We start from the raw sequence: 23,818 nt of genomic DNA on the forward strand, positions 1-23,818 counted from the left end.
AGAAAAAACGATTTATTTTCTCTTTATTACTTTTTCAACAGCTGCAAAAATCGCTTGATTGTTGAGTTTGTATTTTTCCATTAATTGCTCTGGAGTACCGCTTTCACCAAAACTATCCTGAACGGCAACAAACTCTTGCGGCGCCGGATTATTCAAAGCCAATACTCTAGAAATGCTTTCTCCTAATCCGCCAAGGATATTGTGTTCTTCGGCAGTAACGATACATTTTGTTTTGGCTAATGATTTTAAAATGGCAGCTTCGTCTAATGGTTTGATGGTGTGAATATTGATCACTTCGGCTGAAATTCCTTTAGCTTCTAACGCTTCGGCAGCAATTAAAGCTTCCCAAACCAAATGGCCTGTTGCAACAATAGTTACATCTGAACCTTCGTTTAAAAGAATAGCTTTCCCTATTTCGAAAGGCTCATCTGCTGGTGTAAAGTTAGCAACAACCGGACGTCCAAAACGCAAGTAAACCGGACCATGATGCTCAGCAATTGCCAATGTAGCCGCTTTGGTTTGATTGTAATCGCAAGTATTAATTACAGTCATTCCCGGCAACATTTTCATTAATCCAATATCTTCTAAAATTTGATGTGTTGCTCCGTCTTCTCCTAAAGTTAAACCTGCATGCGAAGCACAGATTTTCACGTTTTTATCTGAGTAAGCTACTGATTGACGAATTTGATCGTAAACTCTTCCTGTAGAAAAGTTGGCAAACGTTCCAGTAAAAGGAATTTTTCCGCCAATAGTTAAGCCGGCTGCAATACCAATCATGTTGGCTTCGGCAATTCCTATTTGAAAAAAACGTTCTGGATGATTTTTTTTGAAATCGTCAAATTTTAATGAACCAATTAAGTCCGCACAAAGCGCTACTACATTTTCATTTTTTTGACCCAACTCGGTCATTCCTGCTCCAAAACCGGAACGGGTATCTTTACTTCCTGTATTTGTATATTTTTTCATTTTCCTCCCCCAACCCCTCCAAAGGAGGGGAGTTCCTATTGGGGTAAATAGGTTTTTATATTTTTATTTATCAATTTTTGTAGCTGTCCCTCCCCTTCGGGGAGGCTAGGTGGGGATTAATAGTCTCCTAAAGTTTCTTGGTTTTGACTTAATGCGTTTTCTAATTGTGCATCATTTGGGGCTTTACCATGCCAAGCATGACTGTACATCATATAATCAACACCATTACCCATTTCGGTATGCAATAAAACACAAACAGGTTTTCCTTTTCCTGTTCTTGATTTTGCATCGGTCATCCCTGCAATAATAGCCTCAAGATTGTTTCCTTCTTTTATTTCCAAAACATCCCAATCAAAAGCTTCAAATTTAGCACGAATGTTTCCCATTGCCAATACTTCATCAGTAGTACCGTCAATTTGTTTTCCGTTTAAATCGATAGTGGCAATAAGGTTGTCTACTTTTTTGGCTGAAGCATACATAATGGCTTCCCAGTTTTGTCCTTCTTGTAATTCGCCATCCCCATGAAGGGAATAGACGATATGATTGTCTCCGTTTAATTTTTTAGCTTGGGCAGCACCAATAGCTACTGACATTCCTTGTCCTAAAGAACCTGATGCAATTCTAACTCCAGGCAAACCTTCATGAGTTGTAGGATGCCCTTGTAAACGACTGTTAAGCAATCTAAATGTGGCTAATTCAGCAATAGGAAAATAACCACTTCTGGCAAGAACACTATAGAAAACAGGTGAAATATGACCATTAGAAAGAAAGAAGAGATCCTCGCCAATTCCGTCCATATCAAAACCTTCTTTTCTATCCATTAGGTTTTGGTATAGGGCTATAAAAAATTCGGTACAGCCAAGAGAACCTCCAGGATGTCCTGAATTTACTGCATGAACCATTCTAAGAATGTCTCTTCTTACTTGAATAGTTAAATCGTTTAATTGTTGTATGTTAGGCTTCATTTTATATATTAAAGTTAAACTTTGGCAAAAGTAATTTTTATTTTCTCTTAAGACAAATGATTTTCATAATAGTTATCATAAGAGTAACTATTGTCTGTTAAATAAAATCCTAAATCTTAAATCCTAAGTGCTAAATCTTTTATCTTTGCCTCCCGAACGTTCGGGAGAAAATAATTATATGAAGTTTGATTTATTACATAAGGACCCGCAAACAAAAGCCAGAGCAGGAAGCATTACTACTGATCATGGTATAATTGAAACTCCAATTTTTATGCCTGTTGGGACAGTTGCTTCTGTAAAAGGGGTGCATCAACGCGAACTAAAAGAAGAGATAAATCCAGATATTATCCTCGGAAACACCTATCATTTGTATTTAAGACCTCAAACACAAATTTTAGAAAAGGCGGGAGGGTTACATAAATTCATGAATTGGGATAGAAATATTTTGACTGATTCAGGCGGTTATCAAGTGTATTCACTATCAGCAAACAGAAAAATAAAAGAAGAGGGAGTAAAGTTTAAATCGCACATTGACGGTTCATATCATTTTTTCACGCCTGAAAATGTAATGGAAATTCAACGAACCATTGGAGCAGATATCATCATGGCTTTTGATGAATGTACCCCGTATCCTTGTGATTATAGGTATGCGCAACGCTCGATGAAAATGACGCACCGTTGGTTAGACCGTTGTATCAATCATTTAGAGAAAGTGCCTACAAAGTACGGATATGACCAAACATTTTTTCCAATTGTACAAGGGAGCACTTATAAAGATTTAAGAATGCAATCAGCGGAATACATTGCAAATGCAGGACAGCAAGGCAATGCCATAGGAGGGTTGTCAGTAGGCGAACCTGCTGAAGAAATGTATGCTATGTCCGAAATAGTTTGTGATATTTTACCTGAAGACAAACCGAGATACTTGATGGGGGTAGGAACACCAATAAATATTTTAGAAAATATTGCTCTTGGTATAGATATGTTCGATTGTGTAATGCCAACTCGTAACGCAAGAAACGGAATGCTATTTACTGCAAACGGAACCATAAATATAAAAAATAAAAAGTGGGAAGATGACTTTTCTCCGTTAGATGAAATGGGAATAACTTTCGTTGACACCGAGTATACAAAAGCTTATTTAAGACATTTATTTGCAGCAAATGAATATTTGGGAAAACAAATTGCTACCATTCATAATCTTGGGTTTTATATGTGGTTGGTTCGTGAAGCTAGAAAGCATATATTAGCAGGAGATTTCAGAGTTTGGAAAGAAATGATGGTAAAAAACATGAGCCAAAGGTTGTAATTTTGGTTGATTTGCTTAATCGTTGATTCGGTTAAACAATGAAACAGTTCAACGATTAAACAAAAAAATGCTTACAATAATTGATAAATACATTCTTAAAAGATACTTAGCTACTTTTTCAGTGATGCTTTTGTTGTTTATTCCTATAGGAATTATCATTGATGTTTCTGAAAAGATCAATAAAATGATAGCGCACAAAGTGCCTTTTAAAGAAATTGTCAGTTATTATATTGATTTTGTAGTGTATTTTGCCAATATTCTTTTTCCAATTTTTTTGTTTTTATCAATAATTTGGTTTACCTCAAAACTGGCAAATAATACGGAGATAATTGCTATACTGAGTTCGGGTATTTCATTTACTCGTTTTTTAAGGCCTTATATTATTGGAGCTACTTTTGTTTCATTAATTTCATTATTAATGGGCTTTTTTTTAGTCCCAAAAGCGAGCGAGGGATTTAAAAATTTTAGGTACACCTATCTTATAGGTAACGGACAAGCTGAAATGAGGCAAATGTCAGACGTTTTTAGACAAATTAGCGATGATGAATTTATATATGTAAGTAATTTTAATTCGATATCAAAAACTGCTTTCAATTTCTCTCTCGAAAAATTCAAAGGCGATAAATTAGATTATAAAATTACTGCCAATAGAATAAAATGGAATCCTAAAGATAGCACGTACACCCTTTTTGGATATACCAAAAGAACAGTAGGAAAACTCGATGATTTTATTGAGCAAGCCGATCAAAAAGTACATAAGTTCAATTTTGAACTCGATGATTTAACTCCTACCGTTTATGTAGCTGAAACCTTAAGTCTTTTTGATTTAATTGATTTTATTGATAGGGAAAAAAGTAGAGGTAATGCAAATATTAATGTGTACCTAACTGTTTTATACAAAAAGTATAGCGTACCGGTTTCAGCATTTATATTAACTATAATTGCTGTTGCTGTTTCTTCTATGAAACGACGAGGCGGAATGGGAATGAATTTGGCGATAGGAATTCTTTTATCATTTTCTTTTGTGTTTTTTGAGAAAATTTTTGGAGTTATGGCAGAATCATCTACGATACCTCCAATTATTGCTGTTTGGATACCTAATATTGTTTTCGGAAGCTTAGCCATTTATCTTTTACGAAATGCAAAGCGATAATCTAAAAAGCTATCTTCATCTCCATATAATTGTTTTTATTTGGGGATTCACAGCTGTTTTAGGAGCTTTAATTTCACTCGATGCCATACCACTAGTTTGGTATAGAATGTTAATCGCTTTCGTTTTTATATTTCTTTATGTTTGGTTCAAAAAATTTTCTTACAAAGTACCCCTAAAAGCACTTATAGGATTCTTATTTTTAGGACTAATAATCGCTTTGCATTGGTTAACTTTTTTTAAAGCTATCAAAGTTTCCAATGTGTCTGTAACTCTAGCGTGTCTTTCAACTGGAGCTTTTTTTACTTCCTTATTGGAGCCATTATTTATTGGAAGAAAAATTGTTTTTTATGAAGTTTTTTTCGGGTTAATGGTGGTTTTTGGATTAGGAATTATTTTTAAAGTAGAAGCAAATTACATTGAGGGAATTCTTTATGCTTTGTGTTCGGCATTATTATCAGCTCTCTTTTCAATTTTTAATAGCAAATATGCTAAAGTTTATAATCCATCCATTATTTCTTTTTATGAAATTTTTGCTGGTGTTTTATTTATTTCAATTTATTTGTTGGCAACCAATAGTTTTGACTTGGCATTTTTTACGATTAAAACTTCTGATTGGATGTATTTAATTTTATTAAGTTCAATATGTACCGCTTATGCTTTTATTACTTCTGTAAAGGTCATGAAGTTTTTAAGTCCGTATACGGTAATGCTAACTATAAATCTAGAGCCAATTTACGGGGTTATACTTGCAATTCTAGTTTTTAATGAAAAAGAAAAAATGAGTTTTGAGTTTTATATTGGTGCAATTATTATACTTTCGACAGTCGTTTTGAACGGAATTGTAAAGTATTATAAAAAGTAATTTCTTTCCATTTTTCTTTGTCAACTAAATCCTTAACTATTACAAATTTTTCATTCACATTTATTATTTAGTCAAAATTCCATTTAATAATAAATAAATTGAGTTCGATATAAAATTACTGAAAATAGTATCAGCGAAATTGTTATTTAGAGATGGTTTTTTCTCAGCGTAGTTGCAAGCAATTAGAGCTGAAAATATATTATTGAAGTGTTATATTTGAGAAAGATTTCTTAAATGTTCAACTTGAAAAATATTTTTTAATTGGTCGAAAATTGTTTGCCATTACATATCTGAATGTGATGCAAATTATACCAAACTGCAAGTATTGATAATTCCTCTCACTATTTTAATATTTCAAGAGCAACTTTGGCTTTGAATGCTAAATCAAACTTTATTCTACTTACTTTCATAAATTTCACTAAAACTAAATTAATAGTTTTCAATTAATCAATTAGTCCTAATTTGTTAAGGTATTATACTTTTTTAGAATAAAAACTACACATAGAACATTCAGAATCTTTATAAATTGATAGAAAAGCATTGAAACTAAATTAATCTAACTATTGAATCATTTAGTGAGTTTGTCATTTTGCTAATTAGCTTCTATATTATTGTATTCTGTATAATCTAATTTTGAAATTATTTGTAAAAACAGCGTTATATTTGTCATAAGATTGGAGGTATTTTTTGTGTAACCCAAATATAATTTGATAATTAAAATTCAAGTTCTTTTTTATACTTTCTTTAAACGTTTAAGATAATATTGGCTTTTATGACGAATTTACTAATTATTATAATTTTTGTTTTAATAAAAAATAATGAATAAAATTCCTATATATTTTATGCCTGGCTTGGCGGCAAGTCCAACAATTTTTGAGAAAATTCTGCTTCCAAAAGAAGACTTTGAAATTTTTTTTCTTGATTGGGAAATCCCTTTAGACCATGAATCTTTGTTAGAATATGCTAAACGAATAACCGAAAAAATAAGACATAAAAATCCAGTTTTAATAGGCGTTTCTTTTGGAGGTATTTTGGTTCAAGAAATGGCAAAATTTGTAGATGTTAGAAAAGTAATAATTATTTCAAGCGTAAAAAGTAATTTAGAATTTCCTTTACGAATGAAAATCGCTAAAACAACCAAAGCATATAAACTAATACCAATGAATATGTTTTTAGATATAGAAAAATTAGCAAAATTTTCATTTGGTGATAAAGTCAATCAAAGGCTTAAATTATATGAAAAGTTTTTGTCGGTTAGAGACAGGCGCTATTTAGAATGGGCAATCGAACAGATAATTTTATGGGATAGAACGCAAGCAGATCCGGATGTAGTTCATATTCATGGTGATGCTGACGAAGTTTTTCCAATTAAAAACATTAAAAATTGTATAGTTGTAAAAGGAGGTACGCACATCATGATTTTAAATAAATTCAGGTGGCTTAATGAAAATTTACCCAAAATAATTCTAGAAGAAAAGAATTAAGATGGTTCGATTTTTGTATGTTTACCAATAACAAAAATAAAATAAAATGAACGGGATAAAAAAAGCAAGTATAATTTCCGCAATAGTCTTTGCTAGTGGATTATTGATTTATGCAACTTCTACAGAAACAAAAAACAAAATTACTAAAGAAGGAACATCTCAATATTTTCCCACAAGTATAGATTTTGCTGGAGAACAAGCTCCTTTACAAATAACTGATGTCCGAGAAAGGCTCGATAGAGAGTTGTTGATAAACGCCAATCTTGACGCAACCACTTTATTGATTTTAAAAAGATCCAACAGAGCTTTTCCTGTTATTGAACCAATATTAGCTAAATACAATGTGCCTGATGATTTTAAGTATTTAGCTGTTATAGAAAGTGCTTTAGTAAATGCGGTTTCACCTGCGGGAGCTAGAGGCGTTTGGCAATTTATGCCTCAAACAGCCAAGGAAAATGGTATGGAAGTAAATGAATATGTAGACGAGAGATATCATTTAGAGAAATCTACTGAAGCGGCATGCAAATATTTATTAGATGCTAAGGCAAAATTTGGTTCTTGGACATTAGCAGCCGCCTCATATAACGGAGGGATGACTGGTGTAAACAAACAAATCGAAATGCAAAAAGTATCTAGTTACTACGATTTATTGCTTAACGATGAAACTTCTCGCTATGTATTTCGAATTTTAGCCTTAAAAGAAATAATGAAAGCGCCTGCTAAATACGGATTTACTGTAAATACGGAACAGTTGTATGTGAATCTGCCAACTAAAAAAATAGAAATCGATAGTTCTATAAATGATTTAGCCACATTTGCAAAGTCACAAGGAATAAACTATAAGATTTTAAAAATTCATAATCCTTGGTTAAGAGATAAAAAATTAGTAAACGTTTCTAGAAAAAAGTACGAATTACTAATCCCTTTGAGTGGATATTATTAAATAAAAGTTTAAAACATTCTTACTGCACGAACAAGGTGGTTATTTAATTTAGTTTGTTGAGTTGTATATGCTAAATCGAAAATTTTGGCATATGCAAAACAGGGTAGAAACGGTTGTTGAGTTGATGACCAATAGTATACATTTTGATCAACTTTAAATCCGTTTGAAGGAGGAAGTATTCTATTTATAATTAGTGCAGCATCATAACATCTATCTAATTCAAAATTTGACGGTAAGTACCAGTCGTCATATCCTGAATTAGAATATTGATCACAAACATAGGCAGCAGTATTAATTGCATTTCCATTTTGGACCAATATGGCTACAGTGTTGGCCTTACCATTAGTTTGACTAATTGCACCTGAAGCTGTTGCACACTGAACAGCAGATGATGTCCAAGGGATATAAAATGGGAACGGACCTGGAATAGACATATCAACTAATGATGCGATCAAACCTCTTTCTACTCCACCTTCTTTCCATACATCAACAATTATTCCGCCTTGATAAAGCTCTCCAATATAATGGGTAAAAGAAGCTGGTGTGTTTCCTCCTACAGCTTTCCAACTAGGAACACCCGTATTATCCCAATAATAAAAACCTGGTAAATTTACTCCTATAGTTGTAGTCAAATAAACCATCATTCCTTGCTGCGCTGCAGTAGGATTTATTACTGGGAATGTATCAATCTTCGGGATAAGAATACCATCGGTATTATTTGGTGTTGCTTGATTACTAGATTTAATTTCAAGCTGGGCATTTGGAGTTGTAGTATTTATTCCTACTTGTGCATTTGAAAGAAATATTCCAAAAAACAAGATAAATATAAATAGATGTAGGTTTCTTTTTTTCATAATTTTTAATCTTTAAAAAACTGCAAGGGCTTACAGTGTTTCATTCTATCCTACTTATGTGTTGAAAATAAGTAGATTAATTCATTTTGTAAAGTTAAATAAAAAAACAAATTCTAAAATAATTATTTAAAATTTTAGACAAAAGGATAATTATAAACGTTAATAAACCACATTCTATGTTTTTAATTTCTTTTTTCTAGCTGCAGGAAACAAAACATTGTTTAAAATCAATCGGAATCCTGGGGAGTTAGGATGCAAATCAAGAACTGTAGGCTCGTCCCCTACTCTATGCTGATAATCCTCAGGATCGTGACCTCCATAAAAAGTAAACATCCCTTTTCCTTTTTGCCCGTGAATGTATCTAGCTTCGCCATTTAATTCACAAGTCCCCATTACTAAAATATTAGATTTGATTAACTCTGATTCGTATGCGGTAGTTTGCCCCATAAACCCTTTGATAAGCTGAGTGTGATTTTGACACAACATACTTGGAATTGGATCCCATTTTGCCGAAAAATCCATGAGGGTAAAATAATCTTTTTCAAATGGAACCATTCTTCTTTTTTCAGTCATGTCAATATCAGAAAACTCATAATGTTCAGGCTTTCTATCAAGTATAAAGTTTTTGAAAGCAAATGTTTTAGTGTAATCTATTTTAGTTTGATAATTAGCTTCGCTTTCATCACCGTCAAACATAGATTCACAAATATCTACCCCTTCAGTAGATAATGCAATATCAAAACTATCAGTTGCTGAACACATGGCAAACATAAACCCACCGCCAATAACAAAGTCTCGAATTTTTTTTGCTACAGCTAATTTTTCTTCAGATACCTTCTTATAACCTAATTTATTCGCTAATTCTTCAGCTTGTTTTTTTTGTTCAATATACCAAGGTGCATTTCTATAAATAGCAAAAAATTTACCATATTGCCCCGTAAAATCTTCATGGTGCAAGTGCAACCAATCGTACAACAACAACTGATCTGTTAAAACTTCTTCATCATATATTGGTGTAAAAGGAATTTCGGCGTAGGTTAAAACCATAGTTACCGCATCATCCCAAGGCTGTTTTCCTTTTGGAGTATAAACGGCTATTTTAGGTGCTTTTTCTAAAACTACTGCATCCATATTTTGTGAAGGACTTGAAATTTCCTGCAATATAGATTCTTGTTCGCTATCGGAAATGATTTCAAAACTAACTCCACGTATTTGACATTCTTTTCTAATTTCAGGAGCATCGGGTAATAAAAACGAACCTCCCCGATAGTTCAATAGCCAACTGGCTTTATATTGCTTATCTAAACACCAATAGGTAATTCCGTAGGCTTTAAGATGGTTTTTTTGTGTAGTTTCATCCATTGGCAAAAGAACAAATGAAGCTTTTACTGAAAACGAAACAAAAAATAATATGAAATAAATTAACTTTTTGAAGTGCATTCTTAAATTTTTATCATTCAAAGATAATTGATTAAATTTAAATAAAATCATAAAAAAAATCCACTATCGCTAGTAGATTTAAATTTCAATTCTTTAAAAAGGAACATCACTTTCGTCCTCCTGCTGATTCAAGTTACTTCCAAAAGCTTCATTTGGAGAAGGAAGATTTTTTGTTGTAAACGGATTGTCTTCATGATTCATTTTTGAAGGAAGGTCATCATAATTTCCTCCGTATTCATCTAGATTATCAAATTTACCTAGATTTCCAATAAACTTTAATCTAATATTTTCTAAGGAACCGTTTCTATGTTTGGCAATAATAAATTCAGCTTGCCCCTGAGTTGGCGATTGCTCGTCATCATCCCATTCATCAATTTTGTAATATTCTGGGCGGTATATAAAGGATACAATATCGGCATCTTGCTCAATCGCTCCTGATTCACGAAGATCAGAAAGTAATGGTCTTTTGCTAGAACCACGTGTTTCTACAGCACGAGATAATTGCGACAAAGCTATAACAGGAACACCTAATTCTTTAGCCAAGGCTTTTAAATTTCTAGAAATAGTAGAAATCTCTTGCTCTCTATTTCCGCCTCCTTTTCCGTTTCCTCCGGCAGTCATCAATTGTAAATAATCGACTATTATTAGTTTTATTCCGTGTTGAGAAGCTAATCTTCGAGATTTTGCTCTTAAGTCGAATATTGATAATGAAGGAGTATCATCAATAAAAAGGGGTGCTTTTTCTAGATTTTTAACTTTTATGCTTAACTGTTCCCATTCGTGTTTTTCTAATTTTCCTGTTCTTAATTTTTCAGAAGACAAACCCGTTTCAGAAGAAATTAAACGAGTTATTAACTGTACAGAAGACATCTCTAAAGAAAATAAAGCTACTGGGTGTCCGAAATCTATAGCAATATTTCTTGCCATAGAAAGCACAAAAGCTGTTTTACCCATACCCGGACGAGCTGCAATAATGATTAAATCACTTGGTTGCCAACCTGAGGTAATTTTATCTAGTTTTTCAAAACCAGTTGCAACTCCACTTAGACCTTCTTTTCCAGCAATTTCTTCGATGTGTTTTTTGGCTTGAATAACCAAACTTTGAGCTGTTTCAGAACTTCTTTTAATATTTCCTTGTGTTACTTCGTACAATTTAGATTCGGCTTTGTCTAATAAATCAAAAACGTCTGTAGTTTCGTCATACGATTCTTCGATGATTTCAGATGAAATTCGAATTAAACTGCGTTGAATGTATTTTTGTAAAATAATACGGGAGTGAAACTCAATATGAGCAGATGATGATATTTTTTGAGTAAGTTGAATGAGATAAAAATCACCCCCGGCCAATTCTAACTTTGCATTCTTTTTTAACTGTGCCGAAACTGTTAACAAGTCAATAGGCTGTGTATCTGTGAACAACTGAACAATGGCTTCAAAAATATGTTTATGAGCGTCTTTGTAAAAAGCATCAGATTGAAGAATATCAATAACCTCATCAACACCCTTTTTATCAATCATCATAGCGCCAAGAACAGCTTCCTCAAGGTCTAGAACCTGTGGAGGTAATTTCCCTTTCTCTAAATTGATAATGGTAGTTTTATCTACTTTTATTGGACTTATATTTCTGAAATTTTCCATGTTGCGAATGTAACTAAAAAATAAAAAATTAAGAATTAGAGTTATTAGAAATAGATGTTGATAAATCGTTATTTTTTGTTTATAACTCAAAAAAAATCCGAAGCTATAGGGCTTCGGATTTAAAATTGTTTTGTAAGATTTTACTCTTTGAATTCGCCCATTTTACAGTATTTATCCATTCTTTGGGCTACTAATTCTGTTGTTGATAAATCTTTTAATTCATTATACGATTTCATGATATATTGCTCTACCGTTTTAAAAGTGGTTTCCTTATCATAGTGTGCTCCTCCTAATGGTTCTGGAATAATATCGTCAACTAATTTTTGTTTTTTCATATCGGCAGAAGTCAGTTTTAGAGCTTCTGCAGCTTGTTCTTTATATTCCCAACTTTTCCAAAGAATAGAGGAACACGATTCAGGTGAAATTACAGAATACCAAGTATTCTCCATCATTAAAACTCTATCCCCAACGCCTATTCCTAAAGCACCTCCTGAAGCACCTTCTCCTACAATCACTGAAATAATTGGAGTTTTAAGTCGGCACATTTCAAAAATGTTTCTAGCAATTGCTTCACCTTGACCTCGCTCTTCAGCTTCAAGTCCAGGATATGCACCTGGGGTATCGATTAAAGTAAGTACAGGAATATTGAATTTTTCAGCCATTTTCATCAATCGCAACGCTTTTCTGTAGCCTTCAGGATTTGCCATTCCAAAATTACGCAACTGACGCATTTTCATATTAATTCCTTTTTGTTGACCTACAATCATAAAAGATTGCCCATCAATTTTTCCTAAGCCACCAACCATAGCCTTATCGTCTTTAAAACTTCTATCGCCAAAAAGTTCTAAAAAAGTTCCCTTTGTTAAATTTGTAATATGCTCTAAAGTATAAGGTCTATTAGGATGACGCGACAACTGAACACGTTGCCAAGCTGTAAGGTTTTTGTATATTTTTTTCTTAGTATCTTCTAGTTTTTTCTCTATTTGTTTGCAAGTATTGGTAACATCGATATTAGATTCCTGACCAATTGATTGACATTTTTCTAGTTGGTCTTCTAATTCTTTAATAGGAAGCTCAAAATCTAAATATTCCATAGGATTTATTCTGTTTTATTGTAATTAGAAAAAACAAAGATAAAATTTAATATTGTGAACGAAAGAATTTTTCAAAATTAGTTGCAATTATTTTATTGTTGATTGCCGTCTTGAATCTCAAAACAATAAAATTACTGTTTTTTTCATTGCTAGGGAATTCAAAGTAAAAAGAATCAAAGTTGACCAAAATTGTTTGTTTTTTATGCCCGAAAACGAGTTAGTTATATAGGGACTAGTTACTTAAGTGATTAAAACTTTGTAAACAAAAAAACCTCTGATTTCTCAGAGGTTTAAGTACCCGAAGCCGGAGTCGAACCGGCACGGTTTCCCACAGGTGTTTGAGACCAGCGCGTCTACCAATTCCGCCATTCGGGCTTAGCATACATGAAATAATAAATTTATTTCAACGCAATAAAAGAGGAGATTGTTATAAATCAACCATCGATTCCTTTAACACGGTGCAAATGTAAAAAATATAATAACACTTTCTAAAAAAATACTCTAAATTTTCCTTTCCCAGTTCGATTTTATTCCTAAATTTGCACCTCGTTAAAACGATACACACTAACTAACTACACCCGAGGCGTTTAATATAGATAAGCTTTAGATAATAATAAAGCCGAATTGTATAAAGAGTAGCGGAATAAAAACAACACAGTACAATGTCACATCAAGAACCAGAAGCAAAAATATTTGCGTGTTCCCAAAGTGTATATTTAGCAGAACAAATAGCTAAAACCTATGGAGTTCCGCTAGGTAAAGTTACGTTCTCTAAATATAGTGATGGTGAATTTCAGCCTTCTTATGAGGAATCTATAAGAGGATTAAGGGTTTTTATCGTTTGTTCTACTTTTCCAACTGCAGATAATTTGATGGAATTGTTACTAATGATTGATGCTGCAAAAAGAGCATCAGCAAGACACGTAACAGCAGTTATACCTTATTTTGGTTGGGCAAGACAAGACAGAAAAGACAAGCCGAGAGTTCCGATTGGAGCAAAATTAGTTGCTAATTTATTACAAGCAGCTGGCGCAACTAGAGTAATGACTATGGATTTGCATGCCGATCAGATTCAAGGTTTTTTTGAAAAACCAGTAGATCACCTTTTTGCTTCGACCATCTTTTTACCCTATGTAAAAAGTTTAAATTTAGAAAATTTGACTATTGCATCTCCAGACATGGGAGGTTCTAAAAGAGCTTATGCGTATTCTAAATTTTTAAATTCGGATGTGGTTATTTGTTATAAACAGCGAAAAGTTGCAAATTCTGTAAGCTCAATGGAGTTAATAGGTGAAGTGGCGGGTAGAAATGTAGTGCTAGTAGACGATATGATTGACACTGGTGGTACACTTGCAAAAGCTGCAGATTTGATGATTGAAAAGGGAGCATTGAGTGTAAGAGCAATTTGTACTCACCCAATTTTATCAGGTGATGCCTATGAAAAAATAGAGAATTCGAAATTAAGCGAATTAATAGTTACCGATTCTATTCCGTTAAAGAAGGAATCAAAAAAAATAAGAGTAGTGAGTTGTGCACCTCTTTTCGCTGAAGTTATGTACATGGTACAACACAACAATTCCATAAGTGGAAAATTTTTGATGTAGATTGAAAAGTCAAAAATGTTGCAAGAAGAATAAATTTTATTAATTATTAACTATATTTTTTTACAATGAAATCGATTACAATTAAAGGATCAGAAAGAGAAAGCGTAGGTAAAGTTTCGACTAAAGCCTTACGTAATGCTGGAGCGGTTCCTTGCGTGTTATACGGAGGAAATCAACCAGTGCATTTTTCAGCAGACGAAAAAGCATTCAAAAACTTGGTTTACACTCCAAACGCACACACTGTTGTGATTGATCTTGGAGAAAAAACTTTTAACGCGGTTTTGCAAGACATTCAGGTGCATCCAGTATCTGACAGAATCTTACACATTGACTTCTTTCAATTGAACGAAAGCAAAGAAATCACTATGGAGGTTCCTGTGAAAATTGTTGGAACATCACCAGGAGTATTACTAGGAGGTGATTTACGTTTGAATCAACGAAGATTAAAAGTGAAAGCTTTACCAAAAAATCTTCCTGATTTCGTTGAAGCCAACATTTCTGAACTTCAAATGGGTAACAAGTTATATGTAACTAAAGTTGTAGCAAATAACTTTAAGTTAATGCACCCTGACAATACTGTAATTTGTCAAGTGAAGATTTCTCGTGCCGCTATGAAGGCAGCTCAAGAAGCAGCAAAAGCGGCAAAAGCTCCTGCAAAAGGAAAGAAAAAATAATTTTTTTCAACATTATTTTAAAAGCATCAGTTGTAAAGCTGATGCTTTTTTTATTTACAATCGGTACTAATTTTTGTTTTATTTTTGCAACATGAAAAATTGGATTTCCAAATTATTTTCAAACCTAAAAACACAAGACAATACAAATTGTATGAAACCGGAGGTTCACGAACACCAAAAAAACAATATAAAAAGCGTGAGTAATAAATTTCTAATTGTTGGCTTAGGAAATATCGGAGCTGAATATGTAAATACAAGACATAATATTGGATTTAAAATAGTAGATTTTTTTGCAAAAAAAGAATCTATTGCTTTTGAAACCGTAAAATTAGGTGCTTTGGCGGAATTTAAATTTAAAGGACGAACCTTTTTACTTTTAAAACCAAACACCTACATGAATTTAAGCGGAAAAGCTGTTCAATACTGGATAGAAAAGGAAAATATTCCTCTTGAAAATGTATTGGTAATTACAGATGATTTAAACATTCCCTTCGGAACCATTCGCATAAAACCAAAAGGAAGCGATGGCGGGCATAATGGTTTAAAAAATATTAATCTTATCCTGAACACTCAAAATTACACTCGTTTCCGTTTTGGAATTAGCGATGAATTTAAAAAAGGAAAACAAATAGACTATGTTCTCGGGGAATGGGACGATGCCGAAAAAACAAAACTACCCGAAAGATTAGAACTAGCTTCTGAAATTATTAAATCATTTGGAGCCGCAGGTTTAGAAAATACTATGACTGCATTTAATGGTAAATAAATTAAAGTATAATTTATAATTGTTTGGTTTTCTTTCAATTATTCTTTTGCAATAATTTTATTTTAAAAAAAAGATGCTAATTGATTAATTCGTTTATCTCATTTTGAGTTATCTTTGTCAAACTTTTAAAAACCAGTTCATACGAATGTTCAATAAGTTTTACAACACCTTTTAACGGTAAATCTTTATCTACATCTACGGTGTTCCAATGTATTTTACTCATGTGATAACCCGGATTTACAGCCTCATATTGTGCTCGAAGTTCTAGTGCATATTCAGGATTGCATTTTAAATTGATAGAATGATCTCCTGATTCCCATTTTTTTAATGAGGTAAGACAAAACATTTTGCCTCCTACTTTAAAAACCAACGTATCTTCATCAAACGGAAAATGTTCGGTTACTCCTTTTTTTGATAAACAAAATTCATAGAGTTGTTGAATATTCATCTTATTAAATATTTAAGTAAAACAAATCACTTGCAATGCCATCAGTCAAAAATTTTCCTTTTTTGGTTGTTTTTAAAATGTGGTTTTCAATAGAAACCAGACCATTGTCTATGAATTTTTGAAGGTGTTGTTCTAAATAATTTAAATATTCTTTTCCGAATTCTAATTCAATTTTATACAGAGAAATTCCCCACATGGTTCGTAAACCTGTCATTATATATTCGTTGTAACGATCTGTTTTTGATAAAATTTCTACTTCGCTTGGCAATTTATTTTCGTGAATTGATTTTAAATAAACTGAATTGTTAGAAACATTCCAGCTTCTAGAACTACCATTATAACTATGAGCAGACGGGCCAATTCCTATATATTTTTTCCCTAACCAATAGGCCGAATTGTTTTTAGAAAAATAAGTTGACTCCCCAAAATTGGACAATTCGTAATGAATAAATTCATTTGCCTCTAAAATTTCGACTAAAATTTCAAAATGTTCTTGAGCTACTTCATCTTTTGGTTTTACAATTTTACCGGTTTGAATCAATTTATTTAAAGCTGTTTTAGGCTCCACTGTCAAAGCATAACTTGAAATATGCGGAATCCCAAAAGATAAAGCTGTTTCGATATTCTGCTTCCATTTTTCATTACTCATTGCTGGAATTCCATAAATTAAATCTAATGAAATATTATCAAAATATTGTGTTGCCAATTCTAAACATTTTTTGGCTTCTGCCGAATTGTGAGCGCGATTCATCATTTGCAAATCATCTTCAAAAAAAGATTGAATACCAATGCTTAAACGGTTGATTCCAATTTCAGAAAGTGCTATCAAATACTCTTCGGACAAATCATCGGGATTGGCTTCGAGTGTTATTTCAGGATTTTCGGCAACTTTATAGTTTTTATAAATCGAATCCATCTGCAATCTCAAATCTGCAATCTGCAATCTGCTAGGTGTTCCTCCTCCAAAATAAATAGTCTCAACTCCCGAGAATTCGGGATCATTTTCAAACTCACTTTTGCGCATTTGGATTTCTTTGGCTAAAGCCAAGACCATCTCGTCTTTCTTCTTCATCGAAGTCGAAAAGTGAAAATCGCAGTAATGGCAAGCCTGCTTGCAGAATGGAATATGAATGTAGATGCCGCTCATTTACTTTTTAACTCGTGCTTCATTCTGTTTTACAAAAGCATCCCAGCCCGTATAACTTTTTTCTCCTACCGTTTTTCCAGAATTAAAAAAATGACAAACTGCCGCTGCTAAACCATCGGTGCTATCTAAGTTTTTTGGTAATTCTTTTAATCCTAATAGCTGTTGAAGCATTTTGGCAACTTGTTCTTTGCTGGCATTTCCGTTTCCTGTAATCGCCATTTTTATTTTCTTAGGTTCATATTCGGTTATAGGAATGTCTCTCGAAAGTCCCGCTGCCATAGCTACTCCTTGCGCGCGCCCTAATTTTAACATTGATTGTACGTTTTTTCCAAAAAAAGGCGCTTCAATGGCAATTTCATCAGGATTATGGGTATCGATTAATTCGATAGTGCGTTCAAAAATAATCTTCAATTTTTGATAATGGTTATCATATTTAGACAATTGCAATTCGTTGAGTTGCATAAATTGCATGTTCTTACCAATAATTTTTATTATTCCGAAACCCATTATGGTAGTTCCTGGGTCAATTCCTAATATGATGCGTTCGTTTGCCAATTTAAATTTGTTATTTTGCAACAATGATTGCAATTCCTCACAAAGCTAAACAATTCCTTGTTTTTACAACCAAAGTTTTGATTGTAACTGGCGCATTTTATTTTATATACCAACAATTGGCTAACAACGACCAATTAGATTGGCAAAAATTCATTACCTTATTTCAAAAAAACCGTTCTGTTGGGGGCATTCTATTTATTCTATCTTTCAGTATTGCCAATCGTTTTTTAGAAATTTTAAAATGGCAGAATTTAGTTTTGCATTTACAAAAAATTTCCTTATCAGAAGCCACAGCTCAAGTTTTAGGAGCTTTAACAGCTGGCATTTTTACACCAAATGGTTTAGGCGAATATGCGGGTAAAGCTTTGTTCTTTGAAAAAGCTTCAAGAAAAAAAATTGTATTCCTAAATCTAATTTGCAATGGTGTTCAAATGATTTTAACGATTGTTTTTGGGATTTTTGGCTTACTGTATTTTAATGCCAATTTTCACATTATAACTACTAAATCAGTAGCGATACTTTTTGGGTTGCTGGTGATTGTTATTCTCACTTTTTTTTCATTAAAGAAAATTACCATTAAAGGATATTCTATCGAAAAATTAATTCAAAAAATAAATCAAATTCCGAAATTGATTCATCAAAAAAACATTATTTTAGGGCTTTGTCGTTATCTGATTTTCTCACACCAATACTATTTTTTATTTTTGGCATTTGATGTTGATTTACCTTATTTTATTTTAATGTCGGCAATAACGAGTATCTATTTTTTAGCGTCTTCGCTACCTACTTTCCAATTTCTGGATTTTGCAGTAAAAGGAAGTGTTGCCGTTTACTTCTTTGGATTGTTGGGGGTTAATGAATGGATTGTAGTTTTTATTTCTACCCTAATGTGGTTTTTAAATGTAGTGCTGCCAGTGCTAATTGGAAGTTATTATGTGTTGAACTTTAAAATAAAAAAAACATCATGATACTTGTTTTAGGGTTAATTCTTTTCGTTTATGTCATCACCATTAGCCATTTGATTTATGGTTTTGACCAAATTCCTACCTATACAAAATCTGATGATAAACCAGAAACCTATTTTGCTATAGTGGTTCCGTTTAGGAATGAGAGTGCCAACTTGCATTCGCTTTTAGAAAGTTTTAAAAACTTAAATTATCCTAAAACATTATTCGAAATCATTTTTGTAGATGACTTTTCTGAAGATGATTCAGTAAAACAAATTTTCAAATGGAGAATGGAGAATGGGTCTTTTCATACCACACTTTTAGAGAATTTACGAATGTCAAATTCGCCAAAAAAAGATGCCATTTCAAGAGCTATTCCAATTATTACACACGAGTGGATTGTAACTACTGATGCCGACTGCATTGTGCCAGAAAATTGGTTACTAACCCTTAATAATTACATCCAAAATCATGATGTTTCAATGATTGTAGGCTCGGTTTCTTATGACTGTAAAAAATCTTTTTTGCATCATTTCCAGCAATTAGATTTAATGAGTTTGCAAGGAACAACTATAGGTAGTTTCGGATTAGGACTTGGATTTATTTGTAACGGAGCTAATTTTTGTTATACTAAATCATTATTTACGGAATTGAACGGTTTTACTGGAAACAACACATTGGCTAGTGGAGACGATGTTTTTTTAGTGCAAAAAGCAATGGTAAAGGATTCGAAGAACGTACATTATTTAAAATCAAAATCAAATATTGTTCGCACTTTACCAATGAATGATTGGAAATCCTTATTGTATCAAAGAGTACGATGGGCTTCAAAAACAAGTTCCTATCAAAGTATTTTTGGGAAAGACTTGGCGGTAATTATATTAGCTGGTAACTTATGTTTGCTTTTTGGTTTTCTGCTTTGTGTTTTTCGAAAATTACCTTGGCATAATTTTGCAGTATTGTTTCTTATAAAATTTGTTTTCGATTATATTTTACTAAAAAAAACGAACTCTTTTTTTACAAAAAAGCGAATGCATTATTTGATTTTGAGTAGTGTTTTGTATCCGTTTTTTTGTGTGGGAGTTGCTTTATTTTCTTTATTCGGAAGATACGAATGGAAAGGAAGAAAATTTAATTAACTATTCTACTTTTAAAATTACAGGAAGAATAAATTGTGTTTTTACAGGAATCCCTCTTTTTATTGCTGGATTTACTTTAGGAAAACCTACTAAACGCGCATGAATTATACTGTCTATTTTTGGTTTGTCATAAGAAAGAGTATCGTTTAATTGAGGTTCGAATTTCAAAGTAGAGTTAGGAAGAACGGTTACTTTTACATCAATTGTATCGAGTTGAGGATATAAAACACCTATCGTGTCAAAACTTAATCGTTCTTGAATGAGTTGGGTTAAATATTCGAAAAAACAGTTTTTATTTTGCTCTTTATTTGAAACTGAATCGCATTTAGAAAAGGAAGGAAACTCGTCTACTTCTTTCCAATTTATGGCTTTCAACTCTTTTTGTAATAACTCTTCCTTAGAAGGAATTTGCTTGTCAAAATATTGACAAGAGTTAAAAAAAAGTAGAGATAAAAATAGTAATAGAATTATTTTTCTCATATTCGTAAACGAAAAAAACGCGATTTTTAAATTTGATTTAAATGTACAATTTTAATTTTCAAAAATACTAAAAAATAATTTATGGATATGATGCTTTTGACTTTTGGTTTTCTGCTTATGATTATTGGCATTTTAGGAAGTTTTTTACCTGTTCTTCCTGGCCCAAGTATTAGCTGGATTGGTCTACTACTATTATTTTCTACTAATGCAGTGCCTACAAATTATTGGGTTTTAGGAATAACGTTACTACTTACAATTGTAGTTTCCATTTTAGATTATGTAATTCCGGCTAAAGGGACAAAAAAATTTGGAGGAAGTTCTTATGGGATTTGGGGAACAAATATTGGTTTGGTTATAGGAATTTTTGCGCCAATTCCTTTTGGCTTCATCATTGGGCCGTTTGTAGGAGCTTTTATCGGAGAACTAATTTATGACTCAAAAGATCATCAACGTGCTTTTAAGGCAGCAACAGGTTCTTTTTTTGGATTTTTAGCCTCAAGTTTTATGAAGTTTGTGTTGTGTATGATGTATTTAGGATTGTTTATTTGGATAGTTTGGAAGAATTTTGTTCTGACACAAGACATGTTTTAGAATTTATATAAAAATAAAAGCCATTCTTTCGAATGGCTTTCTGCTTTTGCTCCCTCTCTTGGGCTCGAACCAAGGACCCTCTGATTAACAGTCAGATGCTCTAACCAACTGAGCTAAGAAGGAAAGTGTATTTCACTTTTAAAGCGGTGCAAATATAATGCGATTTTTATTTTTAGCAAAGAAAAAGCAATAAAATTTCAAAAAAATTATTTACCTACGATTGCTTTATAAATATCATTTCCGTTTGCAAAAACTAAAAGACTTATAAGCAATACAAAACCAACCATCTGCGCATTTTCCATAAACTTATCGCTTGGTTTTTTGCCACTAATCATTTCGTATAATAAAAACATAACATGTCCGCCATCTAGAGCTGGAATAGGCAATAAATTCATTACACCAAGCATAATAGATAGCAAAGCCGTGATGCTCCAAAAAACTTCCCAACTCCATGTATTTGGAAAAATATTAAAAATAGCAGCAAATCCACCAACACCTTTATAAGCTCCGGTACTTGGATTAAAAATCATTTGTAGTTGCTTGCCATAACCTACAAGTTGGTTTTTTCCTTTTTCTAAACCAATAGGAAAAGATTCGAAGAAACCATATTCTTGCTTGCTAACGTGATACAACCCTAATTTTTCTAAATTATCATAAGGGAGTCTGCCGGCATAACCGATACCCATTTTGCTACTATCACTTACAATTAAGGAAACAGCAATTTCTTTATTGTCTCTTTTTACTGTTGCAGGAACTGTTTTGCCTTTTACATTTTTTATTAATGCAAATAATTCATCAGCATATTTTATAGGAGTTCCGTTAAAGCTGGTTACGATGTCTTTTGGCTGTACCGTTTTTTTATTTGGAGAATTATCTTCAGCACCCGTAATAACAAATGGAACTCTTAAATCAACAATAGATATTTTCCCGCCTTGCATCAATTTATCTATAAAATCAATAGGTAATGCAATTTTTTGAATAGACCCATTTCGTTCAACTGTTACTTCTTTTCCTAAAAGTATTTTTTCATTAATTTGATCGAATTTATCAATTTTAACTCCATCAACAGCAATAATTTTGTCGCCCGTTTTTATGCCGATTTTTTCCACAACTGGATTAGAAACCCAAACACCGTCTTTAACCTCTGAATTATTAATATAAAAATCACCATAAGTAAAGGTCATTCCTATATAGATAATGAAAGCCAAAATAAAATTTACCGTAACTCCTCCTAACATTATTATTAATCGCTGCCAAGCTGGTTTAGAACGAAATTCCCAAGGCTGAGGCGGTAATGCCATTTGCTCTTTGTCCATACTTTCGTCTATCATTCCAGATATTTTTACATATCCTCCTAGTGGTAACCATCCAATTCCGTATTCAGTTTCACCAATTTTCTTCTTTAGTAAGGAAAATTTAATATCAAAGAACAAGTAAAATTTTTCAACTCTAGTTTTAAATAGTTTAGCAGGAATAAAATGACCTAATTCATGCAATATAATAAGTAATGATAAACTCAATAAAAATTGAGATAACTTGATAACTATTTCCATTTTTTAATTTTCAGATTTTAAATAACGCACAAAAGTAAGGTTTTCTATTTATTTATTGCAGTATAATATTTCGGTATGGTTTTAAATGTTTGTTAAATATGTAAATTTGACTTTTATTTAAAAAATATTCTAATAAAATGCAGAAAATAAAAACGGCATTGCTTTCTTACGGAATGTCTGGAAAAGTTTTTCATTCACCTTTTTTGAACCTTCATTCTGGATTTGAACTCATTGGAGCTTGGGAAAGGAATCAACTAAAAATACAACAGGATTATCCTTATGCCAAAAGTTATTCTTCTCTAGATAGGTTATTAGAAGATGATATTGATTTGATAATTGTTAACACGCCAGTTAACACTCATTTTGAATATGCTAAAAAAGCATTGCTAGCAGGCAAACATGTTTTGGTTGAAAAAGCATTTACAACCAATGCTATAGAAGCGCAGGAATTGAATGTTTTAGCAAGAGCAAAAGGACTTAAGTTAGCTGTTTTTCAGAACAGAAGGTGGGACAGCGATTTTAAAACTGTAAAAGCCATTTACAATCAAGGAATTTTAGGGGATATAGTAGAAGCTGAGTTTCATTTTGACAGATACAATCCGATTTTAAGTCCAAAAACGCATAAAGAAACTCCTAATGCTGGAGCAGGTGTTTTAAAAGATTTAGGCCCACATATTATTGACCAAGCATTGCATTTGTTTGGATTTCCCAAAGCGGTTTTTGCTGATATTAGGATAACACGTGAGCATTCTGTGGTCGATGATTGGATAGATATCACAATGTATTATTCTAATTTTAGGACTCGATTAAAAGCGGGATTCTTTGTTCGAGAAGCTATTCCATCCTATGTGCTTCATGGCAAAAAAGGTTCGTTTTTAAAACCAAGAGGCGATGTTCAAGAAGACCATCTAAAAGCCGGATTAAAGCCTAACACGAGCCATTGGGGAAATGAAGCCAAGAAAAATGAAGGCATTTTGCATACCGAAAAAGATGGAGTAGTTATTCGGGAAAAAGTACCAACACAATCAGGAAATTATTATGATTTTTTTGATGCAATGTATCATTCAATAGTTTACAATAAACCAGAACCGGTAACCGCTGAAGAAGGAATAAAAGTAATGCGCATCATTGATGCGGCTATCCTAAGTAATGCAGAAAAAAAAGTTGTTTCTTTGTATGATAAAACACTTGAAAAAGGGAGATAAT

General features: G+C 32.5%; 23 protein-coding genes, 2 tRNA genes and 1 pseudogene. 12 read left to right on the forward strand and 14 right to left on the reverse strand.

Going from position 1 to position 23,818, the window contains the following annotated elements; all coding sequences use genetic code 11:
* Positions 1-12: 12 nt before the first annotated feature.
* Positions 13-966, reverse strand: a complete 954-nt coding sequence (locus tag ACFQ0S_RS06970; protein WP_379759611.1) for a transketolase family protein — start codon at positions 964-966, stop codon at positions 13-15.
* A gap of 116 nt (positions 967-1,082) precedes the next feature.
* Entirely contained in the window at positions 1,083-1,931 is an 849-nt protein-coding gene (locus tag ACFQ0S_RS06975) for a transketolase (protein ID WP_379759608.1), read from the reverse strand.
* Between the two features lie 178 nt (positions 1,932-2,109).
* Between ACFQ0S_RS06975 and tgt the strand changes: the two genes are divergently transcribed.
* From tgt to ACFQ0S_RS06990, 3 genes are all read left to right on the forward strand, one after another.
* A complete protein-coding gene (gene tgt, locus ACFQ0S_RS06980; protein WP_379759925.1) occupies positions 2,110-3,240 on the forward strand; it encodes a tRNA guanosine(34) transglycosylase Tgt in 1,131 nt (376 codons plus the stop codon).
* Positions 3,241-3,307: 67 nt separating this feature from the next.
* Complete coding sequence (locus tag ACFQ0S_RS06985) at positions 3,308-4,393, forward strand: LptF/LptG family permease (protein WP_379759605.1); 1,086 nt, start codon at positions 3,308-3,310, stop codon at positions 4,391-4,393.
* Entirely contained in the window at positions 4,380-5,255 is an 876-nt protein-coding gene (locus ACFQ0S_RS06990) for a DMT family transporter (protein ID WP_379759602.1), read from the forward strand. The genes ACFQ0S_RS06985 and ACFQ0S_RS06990 overlap by 14 nt, the downstream gene beginning before the upstream one ends.
* A gap of 63 nt (positions 5,256-5,318) precedes the next feature.
* Here the strand turns inward: ACFQ0S_RS06990 and ACFQ0S_RS13450 are convergent.
* Positions 5,319-5,534: pseudogene (locus tag ACFQ0S_RS13450) on the reverse strand (hypothetical protein); the annotation flags it as partial.
* 539 nt (positions 5,535-6,073) lie between these two features.
* Here ACFQ0S_RS13450 and ACFQ0S_RS06995 point away from each other — a divergent pair.
* Together ACFQ0S_RS06995 and ACFQ0S_RS07000 are read left to right on the forward strand one after the other, a co-directional pair.
* Positions 6,074-6,739, forward strand: coding sequence for an alpha/beta hydrolase (locus ACFQ0S_RS06995; RefSeq protein ID WP_379759599.1), 666 nt, complete (start codon positions 6,074-6,076; stop codon positions 6,737-6,739).
* Positions 6,740-6,785: 46 nt separating this feature from the next.
* Positions 6,786-7,682, forward strand: coding sequence for a lytic transglycosylase domain-containing protein (locus ACFQ0S_RS07000; RefSeq protein ID WP_379759596.1), 897 nt, complete (start codon positions 6,786-6,788; stop codon positions 7,680-7,682).
* 8 nt (positions 7,683-7,690) lie between these two features.
* Here ACFQ0S_RS07000 and ACFQ0S_RS07005 read toward each other — a convergent pair whose 3' ends face one another.
* The 5 genes from ACFQ0S_RS07005 to ACFQ0S_RS07025 form a co-directional block, all read right to left on the reverse strand.
* Positions 7,691-8,536, reverse strand: a complete 846-nt coding sequence (locus tag ACFQ0S_RS07005; protein ID WP_379759593.1) for a hypothetical protein — start codon at positions 8,534-8,536, stop codon at positions 7,691-7,693.
* 174 nt (positions 8,537-8,710) lie between these two features.
* Positions 8,711-9,976 carry an asparagine synthetase B gene (locus tag ACFQ0S_RS07010; protein WP_379759590.1) on the reverse strand — a complete coding sequence of 422 codons (1,266 nt, stop codon included), beginning with the start codon at positions 9,974-9,976 and terminating at the stop codon, positions 8,711-8,713.
* Between the two features lie 93 nt (positions 9,977-10,069).
* Entirely contained in the window at positions 10,070-11,614 is a 1,545-nt protein-coding gene (gene dnaB / locus ACFQ0S_RS07015; protein ID WP_379759587.1) for a replicative DNA helicase, read from the reverse strand.
* A 140-nt stretch (positions 11,615-11,754) separates the two neighbouring features.
* The gene (locus ACFQ0S_RS07020) at positions 11,755-12,708 is read right to left on the reverse strand and encodes an acetyl-CoA carboxylase carboxyltransferase subunit alpha (protein WP_379759584.1); all 954 of its coding nucleotides are present in this window, start codon (positions 12,706-12,708) and stop codon (positions 11,755-11,757) included.
* 295 nt (positions 12,709-13,003) lie between these two features.
* A tRNA-Leu gene (locus ACFQ0S_RS07025) sits at positions 13,004-13,083 on the reverse strand.
* Between the two features lie 287 nt (positions 13,084-13,370).
* On the opposite strand from ACFQ0S_RS07025, the gene ACFQ0S_RS07030 reads away from it, so the two are divergent.
* The 3 genes from ACFQ0S_RS07030 to pth all read left to right on the forward strand — a co-directional run bounded on the left by ACFQ0S_RS07030 (position 13,371) and on the right by pth (position 15,752).
* A complete protein-coding gene (locus ACFQ0S_RS07030) occupies positions 13,371-14,312 on the forward strand; it encodes a ribose-phosphate pyrophosphokinase (RefSeq protein WP_379759581.1) in 942 nt (313 codons plus the stop codon).
* A 65-nt stretch (positions 14,313-14,377) separates the two neighbouring features.
* The gene (locus ACFQ0S_RS07035) at positions 14,378-14,986 is read left to right on the forward strand and encodes a 50S ribosomal protein L25/general stress protein Ctc (protein WP_379759578.1); all 609 of its coding nucleotides are present in this window, start codon (positions 14,378-14,380) and stop codon (positions 14,984-14,986) included.
* Positions 14,987-15,077: 91 nt separating this feature from the next.
* Positions 15,078-15,752 carry an aminoacyl-tRNA hydrolase gene (gene pth / locus ACFQ0S_RS07040; RefSeq protein WP_379759575.1) on the forward strand — a complete coding sequence of 225 codons (675 nt, stop codon included), beginning with the start codon at positions 15,078-15,080 and terminating at the stop codon, positions 15,750-15,752.
* Positions 15,753-15,828: 76 nt separating this feature from the next.
* Here pth and ACFQ0S_RS07045 read toward each other — a convergent pair whose 3' ends face one another.
* Genes ACFQ0S_RS07045 through ruvC form a run of 3 tightly spaced genes read right to left on the reverse strand, consistent with a single transcriptional unit; the run spans position 15,829 to position 17,902 of the window.
* Positions 15,829-16,200 carry an MmcQ/YjbR family DNA-binding protein gene (locus ACFQ0S_RS07045; RefSeq protein ID WP_379759573.1) on the reverse strand — a complete coding sequence of 124 codons (372 nt, stop codon included), beginning with the start codon at positions 16,198-16,200 and terminating at the stop codon, positions 15,829-15,831.
* A 4-nt stretch (positions 16,201-16,204) separates the two neighbouring features.
* Complete coding sequence (gene hemW, locus ACFQ0S_RS07050; RefSeq protein WP_379759570.1) at positions 16,205-17,347, reverse strand: radical SAM family heme chaperone HemW; 1,143 nt, start codon at positions 17,345-17,347, stop codon at positions 16,205-16,207.
* A complete protein-coding gene (ruvC, locus tag ACFQ0S_RS07055; protein ID WP_379759567.1) occupies positions 17,348-17,902 on the reverse strand; it encodes a crossover junction endodeoxyribonuclease RuvC in 555 nt (184 codons plus the stop codon).
* 23 nt (positions 17,903-17,925) lie between these two features.
* Here ruvC and ACFQ0S_RS07060 point away from each other — a divergent pair, with 23 nt between their 5' ends.
* Both ACFQ0S_RS07060 and ACFQ0S_RS07065 read left to right on the forward strand, forming a co-directional pair.
* The gene (locus ACFQ0S_RS07060; protein WP_379759564.1) at positions 17,926-18,870 is read left to right on the forward strand and encodes a hypothetical protein; all 945 of its coding nucleotides are present in this window, start codon (positions 17,926-17,928) and stop codon (positions 18,868-18,870) included.
* Positions 18,867-19,988, forward strand: a complete 1,122-nt coding sequence (locus ACFQ0S_RS07065) for a glycosyltransferase family 2 protein (protein WP_379759561.1) — start codon at positions 18,867-18,869, stop codon at positions 19,986-19,988. Before ACFQ0S_RS07060 ends, ACFQ0S_RS07065 begins: the two co-directional genes overlap by 4 nt.
* On the opposite strand, the gene ACFQ0S_RS07070 is transcribed toward ACFQ0S_RS07065, so the two are convergent.
* Positions 19,989-20,468: a hypothetical protein gene (locus ACFQ0S_RS07070; RefSeq protein ID WP_379759558.1), complete on the reverse strand. Its 480-nt coding sequence runs from the start codon at positions 20,466-20,468 to the stop codon at positions 19,989-19,991.
* An 81-nt stretch (positions 20,469-20,549) separates the two neighbouring features.
* Here ACFQ0S_RS07070 and ACFQ0S_RS07075 point away from each other — a divergent pair, with 81 nt between their 5' ends.
* Positions 20,550-21,059 (forward strand): DUF456 domain-containing protein, encoded by a 510-nt coding sequence (locus tag ACFQ0S_RS07075; RefSeq protein WP_379759556.1) that lies wholly within the window; start codon positions 20,550-20,552, stop codon positions 21,057-21,059.
* Positions 21,060-21,108: 49 nt separating this feature from the next.
* Here ACFQ0S_RS07075 and ACFQ0S_RS07080 read toward each other — a convergent pair.
* Positions 21,109-21,182 (reverse strand) — tRNA-Asn (locus ACFQ0S_RS07080).
* Between the two features lie 83 nt (positions 21,183-21,265).
* Positions 21,266-22,612, reverse strand: a complete 1,347-nt coding sequence (gene rseP, locus ACFQ0S_RS07085; protein WP_379759553.1) for an RIP metalloprotease RseP — start codon at positions 22,610-22,612, stop codon at positions 21,266-21,268.
* Positions 22,613-22,749: 137 nt separating this feature from the next.
* Between rseP and ACFQ0S_RS07090 the strand changes: the two genes are divergently transcribed.
* Positions 22,750-23,817 carry a Gfo/Idh/MocA family oxidoreductase gene (locus tag ACFQ0S_RS07090; protein ID WP_379759550.1) on the forward strand — a complete coding sequence of 356 codons (1,068 nt, stop codon included), beginning with the start codon at positions 22,750-22,752 and terminating at the stop codon, positions 23,815-23,817.
* Position 23,818 lies beyond the last annotated feature (1 nt).

The sequence above is a fragment of the Flavobacterium myungsuense genome (genome assembly GCF_042677265.1).
In the GTDB taxonomy this organism is placed as follows: Bacteria; Bacteroidota; Bacteroidia; order Flavobacteriales; family Flavobacteriaceae; genus Flavobacterium; species Flavobacterium myungsuense.

Bases quoted from the DNA above. Each gene is read 5' to 3' on its own strand.
- ACFQ0S_RS07060 (WP_379759564.1), top strand. From the start codon at position 17,926: ATGATTGCAATTCCTCACAAAGCTAAACAATTCCTTGTTTTTACAACC.
- rseP (WP_379759553.1), bottom strand. From the start codon at position 22,612: ATGGAAATAGTTATCAAGTTATCTCAATTTTTATTGAGTTTATCATTA.
- ACFQ0S_RS06985 (WP_379759605.1), top strand. From the start codon at position 3,308: ATGCTTACAATAATTGATAAATACATTCTTAAAAGATACTTAGCTACT.
- ACFQ0S_RS06995 (WP_379759599.1), top strand. From the start codon at position 6,074: ATGAATAAAATTCCTATATATTTTATGCCTGGCTTGGCGGCAAGTCCA.
- ACFQ0S_RS06975 (WP_379759608.1), bottom strand. From the start codon at position 1,931: ATGAAGCCTAACATACAACAATTAAACGATTTAACTATTCAAGTAAGA.
- ACFQ0S_RS07065 (WP_379759561.1), top strand. From the start codon at position 18,867: ATGATACTTGTTTTAGGGTTAATTCTTTTCGTTTATGTCATCACCATT.
- ACFQ0S_RS07075 (WP_379759556.1), top strand. From the start codon at position 20,550: ATGGATATGATGCTTTTGACTTTTGGTTTTCTGCTTATGATTATTGGC.
- ACFQ0S_RS07005 (WP_379759593.1), bottom strand. From the start codon at position 8,536: ATGAAAAAAAGAAACCTACATCTATTTATATTTATCTTGTTTTTTGGA.
- ACFQ0S_RS07090 (WP_379759550.1), top strand. From the start codon at position 22,750: ATGCAGAAAATAAAAACGGCATTGCTTTCTTACGGAATGTCTGGAAAA.
- dnaB (WP_379759587.1), bottom strand. From the start codon at position 11,614: ATGGAAAATTTCAGAAATATAAGTCCAATAAAAGTAGATAAAACTACC.
- ACFQ0S_RS07070 (WP_379759558.1), bottom strand. From the start codon at position 20,468: ATGAGAAAAATAATTCTATTACTATTTTTATCTCTACTTTTTTTTAAC.
- ACFQ0S_RS07035 (WP_379759578.1), top strand. From the start codon at position 14,378: ATGAAATCGATTACAATTAAAGGATCAGAAAGAGAAAGCGTAGGTAAA.
- ACFQ0S_RS06970 (WP_379759611.1), bottom strand. From the start codon at position 966: ATGAAAAAATATACAAATACAGGAAGTAAAGATACCCGTTCCGGTTTT.
- ACFQ0S_RS06990 (WP_379759602.1), top strand. From the start codon at position 4,380: ATGCAAAGCGATAATCTAAAAAGCTATCTTCATCTCCATATAATTGTT.
- ACFQ0S_RS07020 (WP_379759584.1), bottom strand. From the start codon at position 12,708: ATGGAATATTTAGATTTTGAGCTTCCTATTAAAGAATTAGAAGACCAA.
- ACFQ0S_RS07030 (WP_379759581.1), top strand. From the start codon at position 13,371: ATGTCACATCAAGAACCAGAAGCAAAAATATTTGCGTGTTCCCAAAGT.
- pth (WP_379759575.1), top strand. From the start codon at position 15,078: ATGAAAAATTGGATTTCCAAATTATTTTCAAACCTAAAAACACAAGAC.
- ACFQ0S_RS07000 (WP_379759596.1), top strand. From the start codon at position 6,786: ATGAACGGGATAAAAAAAGCAAGTATAATTTCCGCAATAGTCTTTGCT.
- tgt (WP_379759925.1), top strand. From the start codon at position 2,110: ATGAAGTTTGATTTATTACATAAGGACCCGCAAACAAAAGCCAGAGCA.
- ACFQ0S_RS07045 (WP_379759573.1), bottom strand. From the start codon at position 16,200: ATGAATATTCAACAACTCTATGAATTTTGTTTATCAAAAAAAGGAGTA.
- hemW (WP_379759570.1), bottom strand. From the start codon at position 17,347: ATGAGCGGCATCTACATTCATATTCCATTCTGCAAGCAGGCTTGCCAT.
- ACFQ0S_RS07010 (WP_379759590.1), bottom strand. From the start codon at position 9,976: ATGCACTTCAAAAAGTTAATTTATTTCATATTATTTTTTGTTTCGTTT.